Genomic DNA, 20608 nt, shown 5'->3' with positions numbered 1-20608 from the left:
TTCCGTATTAGTTTGTATGCTTAAAATTAATGGAAACTAATGAAAGAAGGTGCCCTTAACGCAGAAATATCAAAGCGGAAATCAACCACAGTGGTAACCTCAATCCGGAACGATTTTACCGGCTCCGGCGCATTCGGGAAATAGTAGGCCGCCAGCTTGAGGGTATTAAGTGAAAGGTTTTCATTCCTGATGCGCATACCACCACCTATGCCCCAGAACAGGGGGTTATTAAACAGGTCTTTGCTCTTGTATGACAGCATTGTTGTTTGCAAAGAGCTGAAGAAGTTAAATTTGAAACCCAGTATTTTCAGCGGACTGTAATACACGGTTTCGGAACTAAAGTTCAGGCGCTGGTAGCCGTTGAGCGTAGTACTCCGATACCCCCATATACCGTATTCCATGTTAATGTTAAGCGGTTTATAGAAATATGGATTCGGACTATTGAGGTAGTCGGTGGTAATAAACTGACGGAATCTGAATTTACCAAGGGTCACCAACCGGCTGTAATATTCTATTCTTCCATGAATCACCGCATCTTCTGTTGCGCTCCTGGACCAGAAGGTGCCTAATTCCACGGTGGTATTAAAGAGTCCCTGGTGGCGGGTAAGCCAGAACTTTTGCCAGGAGGTGCCAGTGTAAAGCCGTCGCCTGTCGCGCCAGGTTTCCCAGCCTCCGGATACATTTACATTAAAGCCCAGCGGGATATCCTCCGTACGTCCGAAGCCGAAAAAGTGATGGGCTTTGAAGTAATCCAGGCGGTAGGCCTGCAACTCCAGGAGGTAATAGCGGTGGTTGTTGTACACCGGGTCTTCTTTATACTGCAGTTGGTCCGGCTTTCGCTGAAAGTTGAGATTATAGTGCCTTGCCAGTATGGCCACATTGGGCTTTCCGTTGCCGCTGCGGCCATTATGATCATAGTTATTGATAAAGTTATATCCTACCCAGCCATCGATAACGGTATATCGATAATCGCGGTACAGCGTATCATCGCGGTTCCAGATATTGATGGAGTAGTTGCTGGCCAGGGTAAGCCCGCCTACGAACTTGGCGGAGTTGCGGTACAGGGGCCGGTTGAAGGTAACATAATACGTACCCTCGTATACGTTAGAATCCAGTTGATTGGTATTATTGAGGGTGCTGTAGCCCACGGCCATATCGATAAAGCTCCCGCCTATATTGGATTTGGTGTAGCGCACTTCCGAATTCCAGGTGGGGTTATAGTCATTGCGCCAGCTAAAGCCCACCTGCAGGCCCTGGCCGGCACCCAGCAGGTTATTGTTGTAGACTTTTGCGGCCACGTTGTTGGCGCTGACCTGTGATACGTCGGCGCCGTATTCAAATACATCTTTGGTCACCACTTCTATATCGATGGAGTCAGACATAGGTTCACCCGGAATCACGTAAATACGGGCATCCTGGATAAACGGGCGGTTACGCAGGTAACGTTCATTATCTGCCATCTCAAAAGGTTCCAGCCGGTCATCTTCCCGGAAGAAAAGGTTTTGCCGTATCATCCATTGCTTGGAATCGTAATGGAGACGGTTGGCAATTTTGAGTAGCTTCATGGAAGTGGTGAAGGTAGTATCGTTGATGTTGCTGGGACCAAATACCTTTACCCTGCGGTAGTGGATATTTCGGATCACTTTGCCTGCAAAGGGTGTAAAATATGCCTCACTTTTCACGATCACGCTATCGTTTTGCGGCAGGGGTTCCGGCTCATTCTGCCGGGTAATGCGGCGGATAAAGGAGTCGCGGAAGGCCTTATTGCGCATTGAATCGCGGTACTCAAACAATTTTTTAAATATCCCGTTATGTGTGCGGGAGGTGGTGTCGCCAACTGGGGGGCGCATCAGGTGTGGTACTACTGTATCACCCAAAACCGGCAGCTGGTCGGCCATAGCATGGGTACGGGAAGTTGCCGGCTGTACCAACAGCAGGCAGGTAACAGTTATTAAGTACAATATTTTTAATAAAAACCTCAATATATCTCCCTGTAAACAATTATAACAAAAAAAAGCGGTTTAGGAACAGCACCTGCTATTTTACTTTAACGGGAATGATAATTGAAAGTTTCAGACCAGAAGTATAAATGCAGTAATATATTTTATTGATCACCTTTTAAACTAAAAGTATATGCTACGTTGGGCTGTAATTTTTCTGATAATTGCGATTATTGCGGCGATCTTCGGGTTTGGTGGGATTGCGGCAAGCGCCACAGGCATCGCTAAGATCCTGTTCTTTATATTCCTGATAATGTTTGTTGTGTCGTTGCTGGCGGGAGTATTTAGAAAATAGGCCTGAAAAAAGATTGCTTCAGTACCTTGCGGCGCTGAAGCAATCTCTGGTTATTTCATGATGCTGGTTTCCCAGCCGTCGTATTCTGCATTGACTTGTTGGGCTACTTCCCAAAGGGTCATTACCACCCGGTCTATCACCGGTTCGGTGGCTTTGTCGGGCCTCATAATACAGAGGCGGTATGGATACTCCGGGTTTTCGTCTACCTTAATATCATGTAAGAGTGTAAACCCTATTTCCTGGATGTGTTGCCAGTAAAGATTTTTATCTTCTTCAGACTTAAAGTGTATCCAATGTTCAATCGGACGTTCTTTTTCTGACACATCCCCATGTTTGCGGAGCATGCGTAAAACTTTCCGGTTTTGTATACGCTGGAATTCATAAACGTCCGGAAAAAGGTAATCGAAATACAGTTCCCAGTTATTGTCTTCCTTGATACCGTAGTCATAACGGTACTGCGGGAAGCTGATCATTGCATCCGCTATATATTTATCGTGCAGCAGTGTACTGCCCGTATAAAAGTAAAAATCCCTGACACCGTTGGAAAAAGTACGTCCAACAAAGTGTGCGTCCAGTTTGGATTGCAGCTCCTCTACCAATCTATCCTCTATTTCGCCCATGACAGCAAATTCATCATTGTGCGGAAATCCATCTTCGCGTGGGTGGTTCAGATAAACTGTTATATATATGGCATTCGGCTTATCCTTCAATGGCGCAAATCGTCTCAGATCAAGGTCAAGGCCTATTACTGCTGGACTTTCTTCAATATGGCACGTGTAAATATCCCAGTCCGGTCGGTAATCCTTATGCATATAAAAAAATTAAAATAACGCAACAGCTGGCTGTAAAGATACGGAGCTTGCCGTTACCACAGAAAAGTTAAAACCCTTTTCTGCACGCTTTTTTATCCACATAATTTTTTTTCGTTTTTTTTACAGGTCATACCAACGGTAGTGGCAGCACGAAATCCAGGAATTTATATTGTTTTTTTTATTTATTTGTAGAGATGTAAAACGTGTGCTGGAGCGACTTAACACTAATTAACACTTCCGACCTCATCAGCAAACATGCCGAAAAAGTGCTACCACAAAGAATTACAGCCAATACAACCTTCCAGAACCTTGCTTGCAGCGGCTTGCGTGCACCACTCATCCTAAAAAACCGATTTTCTACAGAGTTTACAATTAATTTAGCCACTGTTAATTGTTGTACGCTAGTATTTGATATTATGAGAAAAACTTTATTGCTGGTAACAGGTTGGATCTTACTGTTTCAGAACACGTTATTTGCCCAGCATGCGGGAGGAAAGGCCGGTGGCGACCAAACCGGATCGTTGTATGGAAAATTAATTGATGCACAATCAGGAAAACCTGTAGAATACGCTTCGGTAGCCGTTCTCAAGCCTGATTCTGCCGTACTCACCGGCATGTTATCCAAGCCAAACGGTGATTTCAACTTCGAAACTTTACCATTAGGAAAATATATTCTCAGAATCAATTTTATCGGATATGAAACGGTATATAAGCCCGCTACACTAACGGCTAAAACATCCACCGTGGATATCGGCAATATCAAACTTGCCTCCAATTCAAAAACACTCAACGTTGTGAATGTGGTTGGTGAAAAACCTGCCTTCTCCATGGCGATTGATAAACGCGTGTTTAATGTCGATAAAAACTTATCCAGCATAGGCGGAACCGCCACCGATGTGCTCAAGCAGGTACCCTCTGTAAACGTGGACATCGACGGTAACGTGACCGTGCGTAACGGCGCTCCTACCATCTTCATCGATGGCCGCCCCTCTACCCTCACACTGGACCAGATCCCGGCAGATGCCATCGAAAAAATTGAAGTGGTGACCAACCCCTCCGCCAAATATGATGCGGAAGGTATGAGCGGCATCCTCAACATCGTATTAAAGAAAAATAAAAAAGCCGGCATCAACGGACAACTCTCTGCCGGTGGTTCCACACTCGGCAGTACCAATGGTGGCGTGGACTTCAACATGCGCCAGGAGAAATTCAACTTCTTTGTAAACTATAATTTCCGTAACAGGGTATCCCCTTTCAACAGCCGTTTGTATAGAAAAAATATCGGACAGGATACCACCACTTTTACGGAACAATTACAGGATGGCGACTTCTATCGCCGCTTCCAAACCGGCCGTATCGGGTTCGATTGGTTTATCGACAACAGAAACACCCTCAGCATTTCTGAAAACATCACCACCGGTAATTTCAATAACTACAATGACCAAACGGTGAACGAATTCGATGAAAAACAGCAACTGGTACGCTACGGCACCGGTATCAACAATACTAAAAATGGCTTTAAGAGCTATAATACCCAACTCGGCTACAAGCACACCTTCGCAAAGGAAGGCCACGAGCTGACCGCTGATGTCACCTATAGCACCAACACCGGCGATAACTCTTCCGATTTTTCTCTCCAATATTTTGACCTTAAAGGAGAAAACATCTACGATCCTATCCCGCAAAAGCGCTATGGCAGCGGTGGTGGTAAAACTACCTATATCACTGGTCAGGTGGATTATGTAAATCCACTCTCAGAAAAATCAAAAATCGAAGCTGGTATCCGTTCCAATACCCGTAAGTTTAGCAACTACACTACGGTAATGGGATTGGATTATCCAAATACGGATTACCTGGTGGATTCTTCCCTGTCCAGCGACTATAAATATTCCGAGCAGATCAATGCTGCCTATGCTACCTACACGGGCGGTTTCGATAACTTCGGCTACCAGCTGGGCTTAAGGGCGGAACAATCTTTCTACAAAGGAGAATCTTTTTTTGGTGAATACCGCTCTTACAATGTAGACTACCCTATCAGCCTGTTTCCGAGCTTGTTCCTTTCCCAGAAACTGAAAGGCGATCATGAACTGCAGCTGAACTATAGCCGTCGTATTCGCCGTCCATGGTTCCGCGACCTGCTGCCTACCATTGATTACAATGGCCAGAGCGCCAGCACAGGTAACCCAGGCCTGAGTCCTGAGTTCACCAATTCATTTGAATTATCTTATCTGAAAGACTTTGATCGCAAAGTGAACGTGCTCGTGTCAGTTTATTACCGTAACACGGAGAATGCAATCACCGATTTCTATAAAGACACCGTACTCACCCTGAATGGACAGGATCAGCGTGTGCTGTTGTCGTACCCGATCAATGCCAGCTCCCGCAACTCCTACGGTGCTGAGTTTACTCTGAGAACACAGGTAACAAAAACCTGGGATATCACCGCCAATGCCAACCTCGCACAAACAAAAATCAACGCGAGCCAGGATAATGCAACCATCTCCAATCAGGGCTTTACCTGGTTCGGTAAAATCAACAGTAACACCAAACTGCCATGGAACCTGACTTTCCAGGTAAATGGTGAATACGAATCCAAACAAATCCTGCCACAGGGTGAGCGCATGCCTAACTGGTCCATCGACGCGGCTGTGAAGAAAGACCTGCTGAAAAATAAGGCGCTGTCGATTTCTCTTGGCATCAACGATATCTTCAATTCCAACAGGAATCTGAGCTATACTACCACTTCTTTCTCTGAGCAGGAGAACTACCGTAAACGCCTGGCGCGTGAGCTGCGCCTCAATGCCACCTGGAGATTCGGTAAAATGGACGCCCACCTGTTTAAACGCAAAAACAACAAACAGGAAAACAATGGCGGAGAAATGGGTGGAGGAGATAACTTTTAATTCGTAATTTGGGCGCCATAATTGATCATTATGGATTCCATTTATCACACTATTACCCTTAGATTCTTAGCAGAGCCCTCAGATGTAAATTTCGGTGGAAAGGTACACGGGGGCTCCGTTATGAAATGGATAGACCAGGCGGGTTATACCTGTGCCGCTAACTGGAGCGGACAATATGCTGTCACCGTTTACGTGGGCGGCATTCGTTTTTTTAAGCCGATCCAGATCGGCGACCTGGTAGAAATCACGGCCAATATTATTTATACCGGCAATACCAGTATGCATATTTCCATCGACGTATTTGCCGGAAATCCGCGCCAGCAAACGAAAGCCAAAACCACGCACTGTGTAATGGTGTTTGCCGCAGTGGATGATGAAGGTAAAACGGTGAAGGTGCCTAAATGGATTCCGAGGACCGCGGGAGAAATCAGTATGGAGAGCTACGCAAAGAAACTGATGGATCTGAGAAAGGATATTGATGCGGAAATGAAACCGTATATGTAATTATATTTTAGTTTTTAACGAGGATTGCCCCTACGCCTTCGGCAGAGGACAATCCCATAAACAGCAAAAGCGCCAATGGCGCTTTTGCTGTTTATGGGAAATGAAATATAAGTTAGCTGCTAAACTGCATATCGCTAAGCGATTTGTACAACCCACCTTCCACTTCTATGAGCTCCCAGTGTGTACCCGCTTCTACGATACGTCCTTTATCCAGCACAATAATTTTATCAGATTCACGAACAGTGGCGAGACGGTGCGCAATCACAATAGACGTACGTCCTTCCATCAGTTTATCCAGGGCATCCTGCACCAGCTTTTCAGATTCGGAGTCCAACGCTGAGGTGGCCTCGTCCAGGATGAGGATACGCGGATTCTTCAGCACCGCCCTGGCGATGGCGATACGCTGGCGCTGCCCGCCGGAGAGCTGAATGCCTCGCTCCCCTACAATGGTATCCATACCCTGTGGGAAACGCTGAATAAATTCCCATGCATTTGCTTTGCGTGCTGCTTCTTCCAGTTCAGCGTCTGTAGCACCTGGCCTGCCATAAGCAATATTTTCCCGGATGGTGCCGCCAAACAGGAATACATCCTGTGGCACTACCGCCATTTGGGAGCGCAATTCTGATAACGGAATGCTTTTCCCCGGGCGGCCATCGAAATCGATTTCTCCACTCACAGGATCGTATAAACGTAACAGCAGCGATACTATAGTGCTTTTACCGGCGCCACTCGGGCCTACCAATGCCACCTTCTGATCCGGCGATACATCAAAGCTGACGTCATCCATGATTTTAAGGTCGGGCCGTGATGGGTAATGAAAAGATACATTCCGGAAGCTGATAGCACCGTCCAGCTGGTTTTCCGGCAGGATGGCCGCCACTGGCGTCAGTTCCTCCGTTGGCTCATCGAGGATTTCGAGGAGATGCTCAGTGGCCCCGATACTTTTCTGGAGGTTGGTATATACTTCTGCCAAACCTGCTACAGAACCACCTATGAATACAGAATACAGCACAAACGTGAGTAATTCTGCCGGCGGCATCCCAAGGGATACACCCCGCCAGATGACAGCCACCAGCGCACCGAATATACCGAGGATAATAAAGGAGGAAAACGCCCCCCTGTATTTACCGCCTTTGATACCGATACGCGCGGCTTCATTGGTGCGTGTTTTATATCGCTCTATTTCAAAAAATTCGTTGGCAAATGCTTTTACGTTCAGGACTCCTGCCAGCGTTTCTTCCACCACCGTATTAGAGGCAGCTACCTGCTCCTGTACCTGCTTGGAAAACTTACGGATAAATTTCCCGAAGAACACCGCCAACAGCATCATCAGCGGCAATATAGCCAGCATAAATACTGTTAACTTGGGCGCGGTTACCACCAGGATGATTACACCACCAACAATAATAATAACCTGCCGGATAAATTCGGCCAGCGTGGTCGTAAAAGTTTCCTGCAGCGAAGAAATATCCGCAGAAATTCTGCTGCTAAGCTCGCCAACCCTGCGCTCCAGGAAAAATTTCATGGGCAGCTTGATGAGGTGACTGTAGACGGTTTGCCTCAATGTGGCGAGCGTTTTCTCGGTCACATTCACAAACAGTACAATGCGGAAGAAGGAAAATACGGATTGACCTATCAGTACCGCCACTAAAACGAGCGCAGCCTGATTAAAACCATGAAACATGGTGTCTTTACTGTCGGGCGATACCAGTTGCCCTAACAATTTAGGAAAGGCCAGTCCTGCGAGACTGGAAATAAGGAGGAAAATCAGACCAAGTCCAAACTGTGGCCAATAAGGCTTTACATAACGGAACAGGCGGAAAGATTTCTTGAGGGATGCCATTTTCAGCGCTGGCTTAGCTTGCGCCGGGGTATTCGTGTCATTTTGCATGTATCAGTGCTATTGTTTCGTTCTAATTATAGACGATTGCCTAACAAAGATATTGCATTCGGGTTCACAAAAGCATGGTATCCGGGCTTAATTTCCGATTGTGCAGGAATATGCAATCAGGCTGAATATTGCAGCCAGACTTGCCGCCATGAATAATTTATACAGGAATAATTTCATATTACGGGTTTTATGGATAAAATATATTCAAATAGTATTCCATTATTAACGCATTCTGCCGTAAAATGTTTAATAAAATCATAATTTTTATTAAACATTTATTCAGGTTTTATCACTTGCCCGCGGCAAGTGATAAAACCTGAATAGTGAAAGGCGACGTTGGCGCCTTTCACTATTCAGGACTTGGCGCAAGATTTAGCCTTAAATTTGTAACCATGAATCTCTCGATGGAAGGAATTATTGAAACTATAAGAGAAGACTATCTCCTGAAGATTGTAATATCGCTCCTGATGGGCGCAGCCATTGGCCTGGAGCGGGAATTCAAACGTAAAGCTGCCGGCATGCGCACCATGACGCTCATTTGCATGAGCAGTGCGGTATTTACCATTTTGTCGGCCGAACTGGGATACCCCAACAGCGCCGATCGTGTGGCCTCCAACATTCTGACGGGTGTCGGGTTTATTGGTGCCGGTGTTATTTTTAAGGGAGAATTTGCCATCGACGGTATCACCACTGCCGCCAGTATATGGATAGCGGCCGCCATCGGGATGGCTATAGGTATGAGCCAGTACTGGCTCGCCATCTTTTCCCTGGCAGGTGCGATGCTGGTTTTGATCGCACTGGAATATATGGAAATGTACATTGCCCGTATCAACGACAAGCGGGTATATTGCATCCAGCTAAATGAACAGGAGTTTTCCTACGTACAGCTGGAGCAGTTACTTGACTCCATGAAACTTAAGTATAAGCGCATGATGATTGTTAGAAAAGAAAGTAAAACAGAAGTGAACTATGCCATTCACGGCAGACGTGAGAAAATGGAGGCACTGGATATGTACCTGCATGAGAGCCGCGATATACACGAATATCAAATACAAACCAATCCATTCTGATATGCCTTCTTATGCAGATTTACCACTTCATTACGGACACGTGCCACCATGGCTCGCGCAGCGAATGAGCCTGTTGGGAGGTGCTATCACAGAGGCCATTATTATGGATTATGGCCGGGCCGAATTCCTGCGCCGCATGAGTGATCCCTGCTGGTTCCAGGCACTTGGTTGCGTGCTGGGTATGGACTGGCATTCGTCCGGCATTACTACCAGCGTAATGGGAGCATTGAAAAAAGCACTGAACCCACGTGCTGCCGAACTGGGCATTTACATTTGTGGCGGCAAAGGAAAACACAGCAAGCAAACACCGAATGAACTGGCGCTGATTGCGGACAAAACGGGGCTGCCCGGGGATCAGCTGATTTATAGCAGCAAGCTAACGGCGAAAGTTGATAACACTGCTATCCAGGATGGGTTTCAGCTATACTTACATTCTTTCCTGCTGTCGACCGATGGCGACTGGACTGTAGTGCAACAAGGTATGAACGATGCTTCCGGAATGGCGCGGCGCTATCACTGGCATTCCAGCGCTTTTCAATCGTTCACCGAAGCGCCGCATACCTACATCTATGGCCAGAACCAAGGTTTAATTTTAAATCTTACCGATATAGCTGCTGCTGATACTAAATCAGGCATTTTGGAGCTGGTGAAAGAAAAGCCCGTGCACCTGCTGCCTGAAATCCGCAACCTGGTAATGCCGAATCACCATGAACTGCGTGCAGAAAATGTAAACCTGAAACGGCTGGGTAGCGTGCTGGCATTGGCTTACGATACCAAACCGGCCGACTTTGAATCATTACTGATGCTGGAAGGCGTAGGTCCGAGAACGTTACAGTCGCTCACCCTCGTGAGTGAGGTGATCCACGGCACTCCGTCGCGCTTCGAAGATCCCGCGCGCTTTTCGTTTGCCCATGGCGGTAAGGACGGACATCCTTTTCCCGTACCCCTTAAAATTTACGATGAAACCATTTCCACTTTAAAGGATGCGCTGTACAAAGCAAAGATTGGCGCCTCTGAAAAAAAGGATGCGATTAATAAGCTGTCCCAAATGGCGGCATCTATTGAAAAAGACTTTATTCCAAACACTAACTTTGATAAGCTGATCGAAGAAGAGCGAAGCAACTCCTGGCGCCATGGCGGCCGCACCGTATTTGGCAATGCCAGGCCACCGCAGGAAGGTGATCAGTTGTCATTGTTTTAATCCTGTTAAACCACCTTGATTACGATCGATTACAATACACTCACCGTCCCACAGGCCACACAGCTGCAAAAGGACATGAAGGACAAGATTGTCCTCTCCCCTTTTACCGGGAAAATTAATTATGTGGCTGGCACTGACATCTCCTTTGATAAATTTAGTACTCATGTGTATGCAGGCATTACCGTGCTTAGTTTCCCGGACCTGCAACCGGTAGCGTATAGCCTTATCCGTAAGGAAGTGCATTTTCCATATGTGCCTGGCTACCTGGCTTTCCGCGAGGTACCTGCCCTGCTGGATGCCTGGGAGCAGCTGGAGCTAAAGCCGGATGTGGTGATACTGGATGGCCATGGCATTGCGCATCCCCGGAGGATGGGCATAGCATCGCACTTTGGCGTGCTGATCAACCGGCCTACGCTGGGTTGTGCCAAGAAAAAGCTATATGGAATATTTGAAGAGCCAGCTGTGGAGGCAGGTTCCTGGAGTGTTTTATATGATAAACAATCGCAGCCGATAGGCAGTGTGTTACGTACTAAAAAGAACGTGAAACCGGTATTTGTGTCCCCCGGGCATCTAACGGATATCCACGACAGCCGGCAAATCGTGGAACAATGTGTCACGAAATACCGGCTGCCGGAGCCTACAAGACTTACCCATAATTTCGTGAACCAGTTCAGGCTTGGCGCATTGCATGCAGGATTCCACCGGTTATAAGGATCAAAACCCGATCCAGGCAATGGCCGCTTTCTTTACTGTACCTTCCCGCTTCAGCAGGATGGTGGCATAAGTGCGGCTGCCTGCATTATAGTCTGATGCCCCCAGCATACAGGCGTAACGTTTCGTTACCTCCGGCATACCGAACAGGTACATACGTTCAATCTTTTTATTGTAATAGCGGTAACATACGAAATTGGCGTCTTCAGCGAACTTCAGCGGTTTTTTCACTTTGTCGCTACCGCCTGTATCCAGGTATTGCAGGTAGTCATTAAACAGCATGAATGTTACATCCGGGAAGTTAAGGAAGTCGTAGGATACATAAGTATTAAGGTTCAGTGCTGCAATTTTATTGCGGAAGCTCCATTCGCTTTTACTGCGGCGTTGCTGAAAAAAAGGCTGACAGGTACCGGTGATGACCTGGTATTTGGAAAGCGACCAGGTCGCATCTTCCTTGCCGAGTGTATCCAGGTCGGCCACGCCGGCGTCGCCCATGTTGGAGTGCATATTGGCGAGCTGGTTGTTACCCTGCTTAAAGTAACTGAGGTTTTCCAGCATGATGGTACTGGTGCCATCGTTGTTCATGGTCCAGTTTTGCGGCACACCTTCATATCTGTCTTTATAGTTCAGGTTATTTTCTACGTTGCGGCTCAGCTCCGGATAGCTCAGTACCGGGTGTTTGCGCAGTTTACCTTCTTCTGTGAATATGTTCATGAGGGTTCCGCTATTACCGCCTTTACGCTCGGATGGCACAAACAATAACAGTCTTACTTCTTTATAGGCTGGCACCGTTTTCACCAATCCGCTAACATCGCAATAATTGTGCGTATAGGCGATTACGTTATGGGAGAAGGCAGTGGAATCCGGGGTTAGCCGGCTCAGTAGCACTTTAGACCATGACTCCCCGCCTTTCCTTTTCGTGTTAAAGCCGGTACTGGCGATGTATACGTCCCGGCTGTCCTCAACGGCCATATGGATATAACTGAAATAGGCAAAGGTGGAATCCTGCATATAGAAATAGCCGGTATTGACCAGTTCATGCTTCGGCGAATAGTGCTGAACGATAATGCGCCGTTTTACATTTTCGCCCGGCAGAATTTCATGGCCGGAGAAAAACGCTACTGCGTAGTAGTCGGAGCGCTGATCTTTTTCGATGAAGCAATCGTGAGAGGCTACGTTATTCTGCGCATATGCCGTTTTCAGCTTTACAGATGGCAGTTCTCCCAGCTGTAGCTCCTGCACCAGTTTCCCATTGTTTTCGTTCAGTACGAGCCGGAATACCCGCGGTGTATCATTTACCAGCTGCTGCAAGAAAATAACCGGCTGTCCGTTGATCTGGTAGATGGCGTCTATTTCGGTATTTTCGAGGTCGCGGCTGTTCCACAGTGCTGTTTGCAGGGTGTCACCGCTGATCTGTTCTCTTTTATTGTTGTACATGCGTACTTCCAGCCCGGCGTTTCTGCCAAAGTGGAGGTAACATGTGTTACCGTTTTTGAGCTGCAGCAATTTATCCCAGCCGTCGCCGGGCACTTCAAATTCAGTGCTGAGGTTTACCACCGGATTTTGGGCAGAGGAGGTGAAGGCATAGCACAGGATAGGGAATAGTAGCAGCAGTTTGCTGATATATTTCATCTTATTATCAATTAATAATTTCAAATATATGAAATATTAATCAAACCTCTGCCGCTGTATCCTTACCGCATTCAATATCGCCAGCAGCGCCACGCCCACATCCGCAAACACCGCTTCCCACATCGTCGCCAAACCGCCGGCACCCAGCAACAGCACGACTCCTTTCACCACAAACGCCAGCGTAATATTCTGCCAAACGATCTTTTTTGTAGCGCGGCCAATCCTAACAGCCATGGCTATACGGGAAGGCTGATCATTCTGAATCACAATATCCGCCGTTTCAATAGCGGCATCGCTGCCCAGGCCCCCCATGGCTATGCCGGCATCACTGAGGGCAATCACCGGCGCATCATTTACACCATCGCCCACAAAGGCAACGGTGCCGCGCTGCGCACGGATTTCTTTTACCCGCGCTACCTTGTCTTCCGGAAGCAAGTCGCCATAGGCTTCGGAAACTCCTACCCGCTCCGCCACATATTTTACTACACTCGACTTATCACCAGACAGCATCACCGTGTTAATACCCATGCTTTTCAGCGCCTGTACTGCTTCGGCGGCATCGGATTTCACTTCATCTGCAATCGTGATCATGCCGGCATACACACCATCAACTGCTACAGCTACCACCGTCAGCGGAATATCTTCTGCAGCAAGGTCATAAGCGATATTGAATTTACGCAGCAGCCGGAAATTACCCACTAACAATCGTTTACCCGTTACCGTGCCCGAAAGGCCGTGCCCGGCGATCTCCTCCATCTCCCTAACCTCCAATGGTACCGCCCTGGCAGCCAGGTACTCCCGGATAGCCGTAGCCACCGGATGCGTAGATTTGCTTTCCAGTGCATTTACCATCGGCAGCAGCTCCGCATCATCAAAGCCTGGCTGTAAAACTACCTCCTGAACCGCAAACACGCCCTTGGTAAGCGTACCGGTTTTGTCCATCACCACGTTTTGTATGGCAGCCATTACATCCAGGTAGTTGCTGCCCTTGAACAGTATACCGTTGCGACTGGCAGCCCCTATACCACCGAAGTAACCCAGCGGTATAGAGATCACCAGCGCACATGGACAGGATATCACCAGGAAAATCAATGCCCGGTACAACCAATCGTTGAATACATAATTATCTACAAAAAAATAGGGAAGCAAACAAATGCCAAGCGCCAGGAAAACCACTGCCGGCGTATAAATGCGGGCAAACTTGCGGATAAACAATTCGGTAGGCGCCTTCTGTGAAGTAGCATTTTGCACGAGCTCCAAAATACGCGACAACTTACTGTCGGCATAAGGGGTGGTTACTTTCACATCCGCTACAGTATTGAGGTTGATCATCCCAGCCAGCACCGGTTCCCCCTTTATCTTCGTATCCGGCTTGCTCTCACCGGTGAGCGCCGCGGTATTAAACGAAGCCGTGGCCGACACCAGCTCTCCATCCAGCGCCAGCTTTTCCCCGGGCTTCAGCTGAATAATACTGCCAACCCCTACGGTAGCTGCATGCTCACGGCGCAATATCCCATCTGCCAAAACAGACACCTCATCAGGACGCTGATCCAGCAAGCCTTTGATGTTGGATTTAGCCCTGCTCACCGCGGCATCCTGGAATACCTCCCCTACTGCATAAAACAACATCACCGCCACTCCTTCCGGGTATTGGCCTATATAAAATGCACCGACAGTTGCAATCGTCATCAGCAAAAATTCGCTGAACACATCCCCTTTCACCAACGTTCTCCAGGCATTTACGATCACGGGCAATGCTACCGGCACGTATGCCAGCAGATAAAATCCCAGTCGCACATAACCGGTAAAGCCCGCCCAGCGGTTGTCCAGCATTATGCCCGTCAGCAGCAGCACCAGGCTCACCACACAGGCAATGAATTCCCCGGTTTTCCACCATGAAGCACCACCGCCGCCATGATCATGCCCGGCATGTGTGTCCTTTTCTTTGCCTGCATCTGTTGCGCAACATTGTTGTCCCATATCTTTCGTATTTAACGGTTAATGTCCTTCGTGCTCACCGCTGTTTTTCATTTTCGCCAGCAGGTCATACGCCCCTCTGATCACCAGAGAATTTTCCGGAGTGCCCGCCGGTAGCGTCACCGCCGTATACCCCAGCTCTGTATCTCCTTTCTCTACAGGCACCATGGTAAATACCTGTAAACTGTCTTTCCCCTCCACACCGGTTTGCACAAAAACATAATCCTTGTTATCAAAGTTCACTATTGCTGATTCCGGCACTGCCTTCACCTTTCCTGCTCCTGTTTCAATCAGTGCCTGCAGGTAAGTGCCGGGCAACAACTCTGTATCTTCCTGGTCCAGGTGGCAATGCACGCGGATGGTCCTGTCCTCGCTGATTTCCCGGCCAATCAGATGCACAGTGGCTTTGCGGGTCTGCGATTCGTTGGCCAGGGTAAATAACACATGCTGCCCGATCTTCAGCTTAGGAATGTCCTTCTCGAATACTGTCAGCTCCGCATGTAAATGCTCGGTATCCACAATCCGGAATAATACATCCGTTGGCGTTACAAACTGCCCCAGGTTCACATTTACCTGTGTCACAAAGCCGCTGATGGGCGCGTAAATATTAATGGTAGATTTGATATTCCCCTGGCTGAGCCCTGCTGTATTGATGTTGACCATGCGTAACTTTTCCTTCAGACCGCTGGCCTTTACGGAAAGCGTTTGCCAGCTTGCCTTTGTTTGCTGCAGGGTTTTGAGGGCATTCACATTTTCTTTTGCCAGCTCCTGCTGACGCTCATATTCTACCTTTGCGTATTCGAGCTGACTCACCGTTTCCAGGTAGTCCTGCTGTAACTGAATATAATCAAGATTTTCCAGAACAGCGATTACCTGCCCTTTCTTCACCGCCATACCTTGCAGCAGCGATGTTTGTTTGATAAAGCCGCCCATCGGCACGGCAATGCTGACCTGTTGTTGCGGCGGTACATCCAGCAGCCCGGCCACTTTTATGGTGCTGCTGATTGCTCTCATCTCCGGAGCACCCAGGGTGATACCAACGGTACGCACCTGTTCTGCCGTCAGCTCCACATGATCTTCATGGTCATCATGCGCCTCTTCACCGGCTTCGGCCACCGGCTTGCCTTTACAGGAAATCAGCATGGTGAGTGCCAGGGTGCCGCTGAGAATATATTTATAGGATGAATGCATCTTCATAGTATTGCTTGATTATTGATTGCCGGCCAGGTAGTTGATATAGCTGACCGCGATTTTATTGTCCAGTAATGATTTCAGGTAGCCCTGCCGGATGCTGAGTACCTGCTCCAGGTTCAGAAAATGTTCGGCATAACCGATTTCACCAGCGCCATAGGCCAGTTGCGATTGCTTTAATATCAGCGAGGCATTCGGCAATGCAGATTGCTCATAGTAGCGCAGGTTACCGGTTTGCTTAATATATTGCTGCAATGCTTGTGTATATTGGCTTTGCAACTGAATGCTGTTTTGCTCAAACGTAAGCGTAGCCGCCTGCTCCTGCTGTGCTTCCGCCTTCACCCGGGCACGCATGGGCCTGGCCCAGATGGGCAGCGCCAGTCCTACCTGAAATCCCTGGAAACGGTTGCTGCCAGTAGCTAATGGTGTGCCGGTAGCATTCACCGGGGTACCGATGAGCGACTGATTAAAATACCCAACCGTAATATCCGGCAGTATTGCATTGGCATATACTTTCTGTTGCTTGTCTGCCGTAACTGCCTGCTGTTGCAGGTATTGTAATAATGGGTGTTGGGAGATGCGGGTGCTGTCGAACACCGGTGTAATCGTTAAATCCTTCAAACTGCCCTCCTGCAATGCCGGCAATGCCTCACCCTCACTCATACCCGTCAGGGCTTTCAACCTCGCAGCAAATATGTTCAGGTCCGCTTCATTTTGCCGCAGCAGGTTTTCCACCTCTTGTTTTCGTGTATCCGAGGCCGTTTTTTCCAGCATCTTCCCTTCACCGGTGCGGTAACGCAGGTCCGCCTTTTTAGCAAAGGCGATAAACAGGCTGTCCTGGTGCAGTAATAATTCCCGCTGCTCCTTCAGAAACAGGAGTTGTAAATAAGCCTCTTTCACCTGGTAAGCCAACTCGTTGCCGGTATTAGCTTTCAGGAAGGTAGCTTCTTTCACCTGCGACTCACCCAGCTGCTTTTTTGCACCGAGGTTGGTAGGAAACGGAATAGCCTGGGTAATGCTGAAGTTATTATCGTTTTTTACGTAACTGTTGTACTGGCCATACTGCATGGCCACTTCCGTTTTACCGATATCGCCCGCTGTTGGCAGCAGTTTGCGGAAATACTCCACACGCGCATCTGCCGCCTGCAGGTTTTTATTATGTTGTAATGCGTACTGCACCGCCCCTTCCATGTTCCAGGCTGGTTGCTGGCTGAAAGCAGCCAGTGGCAGGAGCAACAGACTAATTATTTTTTTCATGATTCATCTTTTTATTTTTTCCGGAGAAACCATTTTCGAAGAACAGGTACAGGCATGGCAGCACCAGGAGCGTCAGCAAGGTGGAAGTCACCAGACCTCCTATTACTACGGTAGCCAGTGGCCGCTGCACTTCCGCGCCTGCACTGGTGGCCAGCGCCATGGGCAAAAAGCCCAGCGACGCCACACTCGCCGTCATCAACACCGGGCGTAATCGTATAGCCGTTCCCTTTAGGATACGGTCGTACGCATTGGTCATACCTTCTTTTTTCAGGTTGTTAAACTCCCCTATCAGCACAATACCATTCAAAACCGCCACCCCAAACAGTGCGATAAATCCTACCCCCGCTGAAATACTAAATGGCATGTCGCGCAGCAGCAGTGCGAATACACCACCGATAGCCGCCATCGGAATAGCGGTGAATATCAGCAGCGACTGGCTTACGGAATGAAAAGTAAAGTACAGTAAGCCGAAGATGAGCAACAGCGCCACCGGCACAGCAATGGCGAGCCGCTGATTGGCTTCCTGCAGATTCTCAAACTGTCCGCCATAGCGGATAAAGTAGCCAGGTGGCATTTTTACATTCGCATTTATTTTCGCTTCTATCTCCTGTACAACGCTGGCGATGTCGCGCCCGCGAACGTTAAAACCAACGATGATGCGGCGTTTGGCATCTTCCCGCTGGATCTGGTTAGGGCCGGTTTGCATGGTTACAGTGGCCAATTGCTCCAGTGGTATCTGCTGGCCGTTAGGCGCGGTTACGTACAGCTGGCTCACATCGGTAAGGCTTGTGCGCGACTGATGATCCAACCGTAACACCAGGTCAAAACGTTTTTCGCCTTCGTATACTAATCCGGCGGACTGCCCGGCAAAAGCCGTGTTCACCGTTTGGTTAATGGTTTCTATATCCAGCCCATATTGCGCCACACGGGCACGGTCTATCTTTACAACTATCTGCGGCAGGCCATCCATTTGTTCCAGGTATATATCCTTGGCGCCTTCCGTTTTGCCAACAATCCTGTTTACCTGCGCAGCCAGGGAGCTAAGGGTGTTGAGGTCTTCACCAAAGATCTTGATCCCTACATCCTGGCGTACACCTGATATCAGTTCATTAAACCGTAACTGGATCGGTTGTGAAAAGCCGAAGCTCACACCTGGTATAGCTTCCAGGGCTTCCTGCATTTTGTTGGCCAGCTCTTCCCTGGTCCTCGCGCTGGTCCATTCATGCTGCGGCTTCAGGAGGATGGTAAGGTCGCAGGCCTCCATGGGCATGGGATCAGTAGGAATTTCGGCAGCGCCTATTTTCCCGATCACTTCCTTTACCTCAGGGAACTGCTTCCGCAAAATCCCGGCAGCTAACGTAATCTTATCTACCGTTTCCGTTAGGGAGCTACCGGTGAGCAGCCGCGTTTCAACGGCAAAGTCGCCCTCCTCAAGGGTGGGAATGAATTCTCCCCCCATATTGGTAAATAACGCCAACGATAGTACGAAAAGCGAAAAGGCAATGCCCACCACCCAGTATTTAAAGCGCAGTGCCGCTCTGATAGCCGGGTCGTACAGCTTATGGAAAAAGGCCATCAGCTTGTCGGAGATGGTGGTTTTATTGGTTATTTTCTTGTTCAGGAACAGGGCCGACATCATCGGCACATAAGTAAGCGATAATATAAACGCGCCGGCGATGGCGAAGGAAACCGTTTGTGCCATGGGCTTAAACATCTTCCCTTCAATACCTACCAATGCCAGGATCGGCAGGTAAACAATGAGGATGATGATTTCCCCGAAAGAGGCGGCAGCCCTGATTTTACGGGCACTATCATACACTTCGGCATCCATTTCGTCCTGCGACAGCTGCATGGAGGAGCGCCCGTTTAAGCGCATGAGCAAATGATGCAAGGTGGCTTCCACGATGATCACGGCGCCATCCACAATCAGCCCAAAATCAATAGCACCAAGACTCATGAGATTACCCGACACGCCAAACAATTTCATCATAGACACGGCAAAAAGCATCGCCAAAGGAATCACGGAGGCTACAATCAGCCCTGCACGCAGGTTACCGAGGAATATTACCAGTACGAAAATCACAATGAGGGCACCTTCTACCAGGTTCTTTTTCACCGTACCTACGGCGCGGCCTACAAAGTCGCTCCGGTCGAGGAATGGTTCAATTACCACTCCTTCCGGCAAGGTCTTTTGGATGGCGGCCACCCGCGCTTTCACCGCTTTTACCACTTCATTGGAGTTCTTTCCTTTCAGCATCATCACGATACCACCAACGGCCTCCCCCGTTTCATTGCGGGTAAGGGCACCATACCTGATGGCATCGCCCAGTTGTACACTGGCCACATCCCGCACCAGCACCGGTGTTCCATTGGTGGTGTTTTTGACCACTATATTTTCTATATCCGAGAGGGAGCCAATCATCCCTTCGCTGCGGATAAAATAAGCATTGGGTTTTTTGTCGATGTAAGCCCCGCCGGTGTTCTGGTTATTACGTTGGGTGGCGGTGAATACATCTGCAATACTGATGTTGTAACTGCGCAAACGATCCGGATTGATGGCCACTACATATTGTTTCAGCTTACCGCCAAAACTGTTGACTTCCGCCACGCCAGGGGTTCCCAACAGCTGGCGGCGTACATACCAATCCTGGATGGTACGCAGTTCACGCGCATCGTATTTTGATTCATAGCCCTTTTGCGGATGCACCACATATTGGTAAATCTCACCGAGGCCACTGGAGATTGGCGACATTTCAGGATTGCCGATACCAGCTGGTATAATGCTTTTTGCTTCGGATAACTTTTCGTTTACCTGTTGCCGTGCCCAGTAAATATCCACGTCGTCGTGAAAAACGATGGTAACTACCGATAGTCCAAAGCGGCTGATGGAGCGGATTTCCTGGAGTTCAGGAATCACCGCCATGGTTTGTTCTACAGGGAAGGTAATGAGTCGCTCCACCTCCTGGGCTGCCAGGGAGGGCGATAAAGTAATTACCTGCACCTGGTTGTTGGTGATATCCGGCACCGCATCTACCGGCAGCCGGGTAAGGGACCATATGCCCCAGACTATGAGGGCAATGGTAAATAAGGCAATAGCAAGTTTGTTCCTGACGGAAAACAGAATAATCTTGTCCATTAAAGAAAATGGGTTATAGGTGATAGTG

14 protein-coding genes are annotated in these 20608 nt (G+C 48.5%); 6 read left to right on the top strand and 8 right to left on the bottom strand.

The window, feature by feature from the left end; translation table 11 throughout:
• Positions 1-26: 26 nt before the first annotated feature.
• The gene (locus KW844_RS07840) at positions 27-1961 is read right to left on the bottom strand and encodes a hypothetical protein (protein ID WP_218376160.1); all 1935 of its coding nucleotides are present in this window, start codon (positions 1959-1961) and stop codon (positions 27-29) included.
• A gap of 172 nt (positions 1962-2133) precedes the next feature.
• Between KW844_RS07840 and KW844_RS07835 the strand changes: the two genes are divergently transcribed.
• Positions 2134-2295, top strand: coding sequence for a DUF1328 domain-containing protein (locus KW844_RS07835; RefSeq protein WP_073080264.1), 162 nt, complete (start codon positions 2134-2136; stop codon positions 2293-2295).
• Between the two features lie 50 nt (positions 2296-2345).
• Here the strand turns inward: KW844_RS07835 and KW844_RS07830 are convergent, their stop codons facing one another.
• A complete protein-coding gene (locus KW844_RS07830; protein ID WP_218376159.1) occupies positions 2346-3107 on the bottom strand; it encodes a DUF695 domain-containing protein in 762 nt (253 codons plus the stop codon).
• Between the two features lie 416 nt (positions 3108-3523).
• Here KW844_RS07830 and KW844_RS07825 point away from each other — a divergent pair, with 416 nt between their 5' ends.
• Together KW844_RS07825 and KW844_RS07820 are read left to right on the top strand one after the other, a co-directional pair.
• Positions 3524-6010 (top strand): outer membrane beta-barrel family protein, encoded by a 2487-nt coding sequence (locus KW844_RS07825; protein WP_218376158.1) that lies wholly within the window; start codon positions 3524-3526, stop codon positions 6008-6010.
• 30 nt (positions 6011-6040) lie between these two features.
• A complete protein-coding gene (locus KW844_RS07820; RefSeq protein WP_255578278.1) occupies positions 6041-6514 on the top strand; it encodes an acyl-CoA thioesterase in 474 nt (157 codons plus the stop codon).
• Positions 6515-6626: 112 nt separating this feature from the next.
• On the opposite strand, the gene KW844_RS07815 is transcribed toward KW844_RS07820, so the two are convergent.
• The gene (locus tag KW844_RS07815) at positions 6627-8405 is read right to left on the bottom strand and encodes an ABC transporter ATP-binding protein (RefSeq protein WP_218376157.1); all 1779 of its coding nucleotides are present in this window, start codon (positions 8403-8405) and stop codon (positions 6627-6629) included.
• 323 nt (positions 8406-8728) lie between these two features.
• Between KW844_RS07815 and KW844_RS07810 the strand changes: the two genes are divergently transcribed.
• Genes KW844_RS07810 through nfi form a run of 3 tightly spaced genes read left to right on the top strand, consistent with a single transcriptional unit; the run spans position 8729 to position 11387 of the window.
• Positions 8729-9475: an MgtC/SapB family protein gene (locus KW844_RS07810; protein ID WP_218376156.1), complete on the top strand. Its 747-nt coding sequence runs from the start codon at positions 8729-8731 to the stop codon at positions 9473-9475.
• Between the two features lies 1 nt (position 9476).
• Entirely contained in the window at positions 9477-10676 is a 1200-nt protein-coding gene (locus tag KW844_RS07805; protein WP_218376155.1) for a DUF763 domain-containing protein, read from the top strand.
• A gap of 15 nt (positions 10677-10691) precedes the next feature.
• Positions 10692-11387, top strand: a complete 696-nt coding sequence (gene nfi, locus KW844_RS07800) for a deoxyribonuclease V (RefSeq protein ID WP_218376154.1) — start codon at positions 10692-10694, stop codon at positions 11385-11387.
• 3 nt (positions 11388-11390) lie between these two features.
• Here nfi and KW844_RS07795 read toward each other — a convergent pair whose 3' ends face one another.
• The 5 genes from KW844_RS07795 to KW844_RS07775 are packed head-to-tail and all read right to left on the bottom strand — an operon-like array spanning position 11391 to position 20580.
• On the bottom strand, positions 11391-13019 hold the full coding sequence (locus KW844_RS07795; protein ID WP_218376153.1) for a hypothetical protein: 1629 nt from the start codon (positions 13017-13019) through the stop codon (positions 11391-11393).
• Between the two features lie 36 nt (positions 13020-13055).
• Positions 13056-14999: a heavy metal translocating P-type ATPase gene (locus tag KW844_RS07790; protein ID WP_218376152.1), complete on the bottom strand. Its 1944-nt coding sequence runs from the start codon at positions 14997-14999 to the stop codon at positions 13056-13058.
• An 18-nt stretch (positions 15000-15017) separates the two neighbouring features.
• Positions 15018-16193 carry an efflux RND transporter periplasmic adaptor subunit gene (locus KW844_RS07785; protein ID WP_255578277.1) on the bottom strand — a complete coding sequence of 392 codons (1176 nt, stop codon included), beginning with the start codon at positions 16191-16193 and terminating at the stop codon, positions 15018-15020.
• A gap of 12 nt (positions 16194-16205) precedes the next feature.
• Positions 16206-17444, bottom strand: a complete 1239-nt coding sequence (locus KW844_RS07780) for a TolC family protein (protein WP_218376151.1) — start codon at positions 17442-17444, stop codon at positions 16206-16208.
• On the bottom strand, positions 17428-20580 hold the full coding sequence (locus tag KW844_RS07775) for an efflux RND transporter permease subunit (protein ID WP_255578276.1): 3153 nt from the start codon (positions 20578-20580) through the stop codon (positions 17428-17430). Before KW844_RS07775 ends, KW844_RS07780 begins: the two co-directional genes overlap by 17 nt.
• Positions 20581-20608 lie beyond the last annotated feature (28 nt).

The organism is Chitinophaga sp. sic0106, from assembly GCF_019219075.1.
GTDB lineage: Bacteria > Bacteroidota > Bacteroidia > Chitinophagales > Chitinophagaceae > Chitinophaga.
The sequence above is the reverse complement of the archived record's forward strand: the minus strand, read 5'-3'. Positions and strand labels throughout refer to the sequence as shown.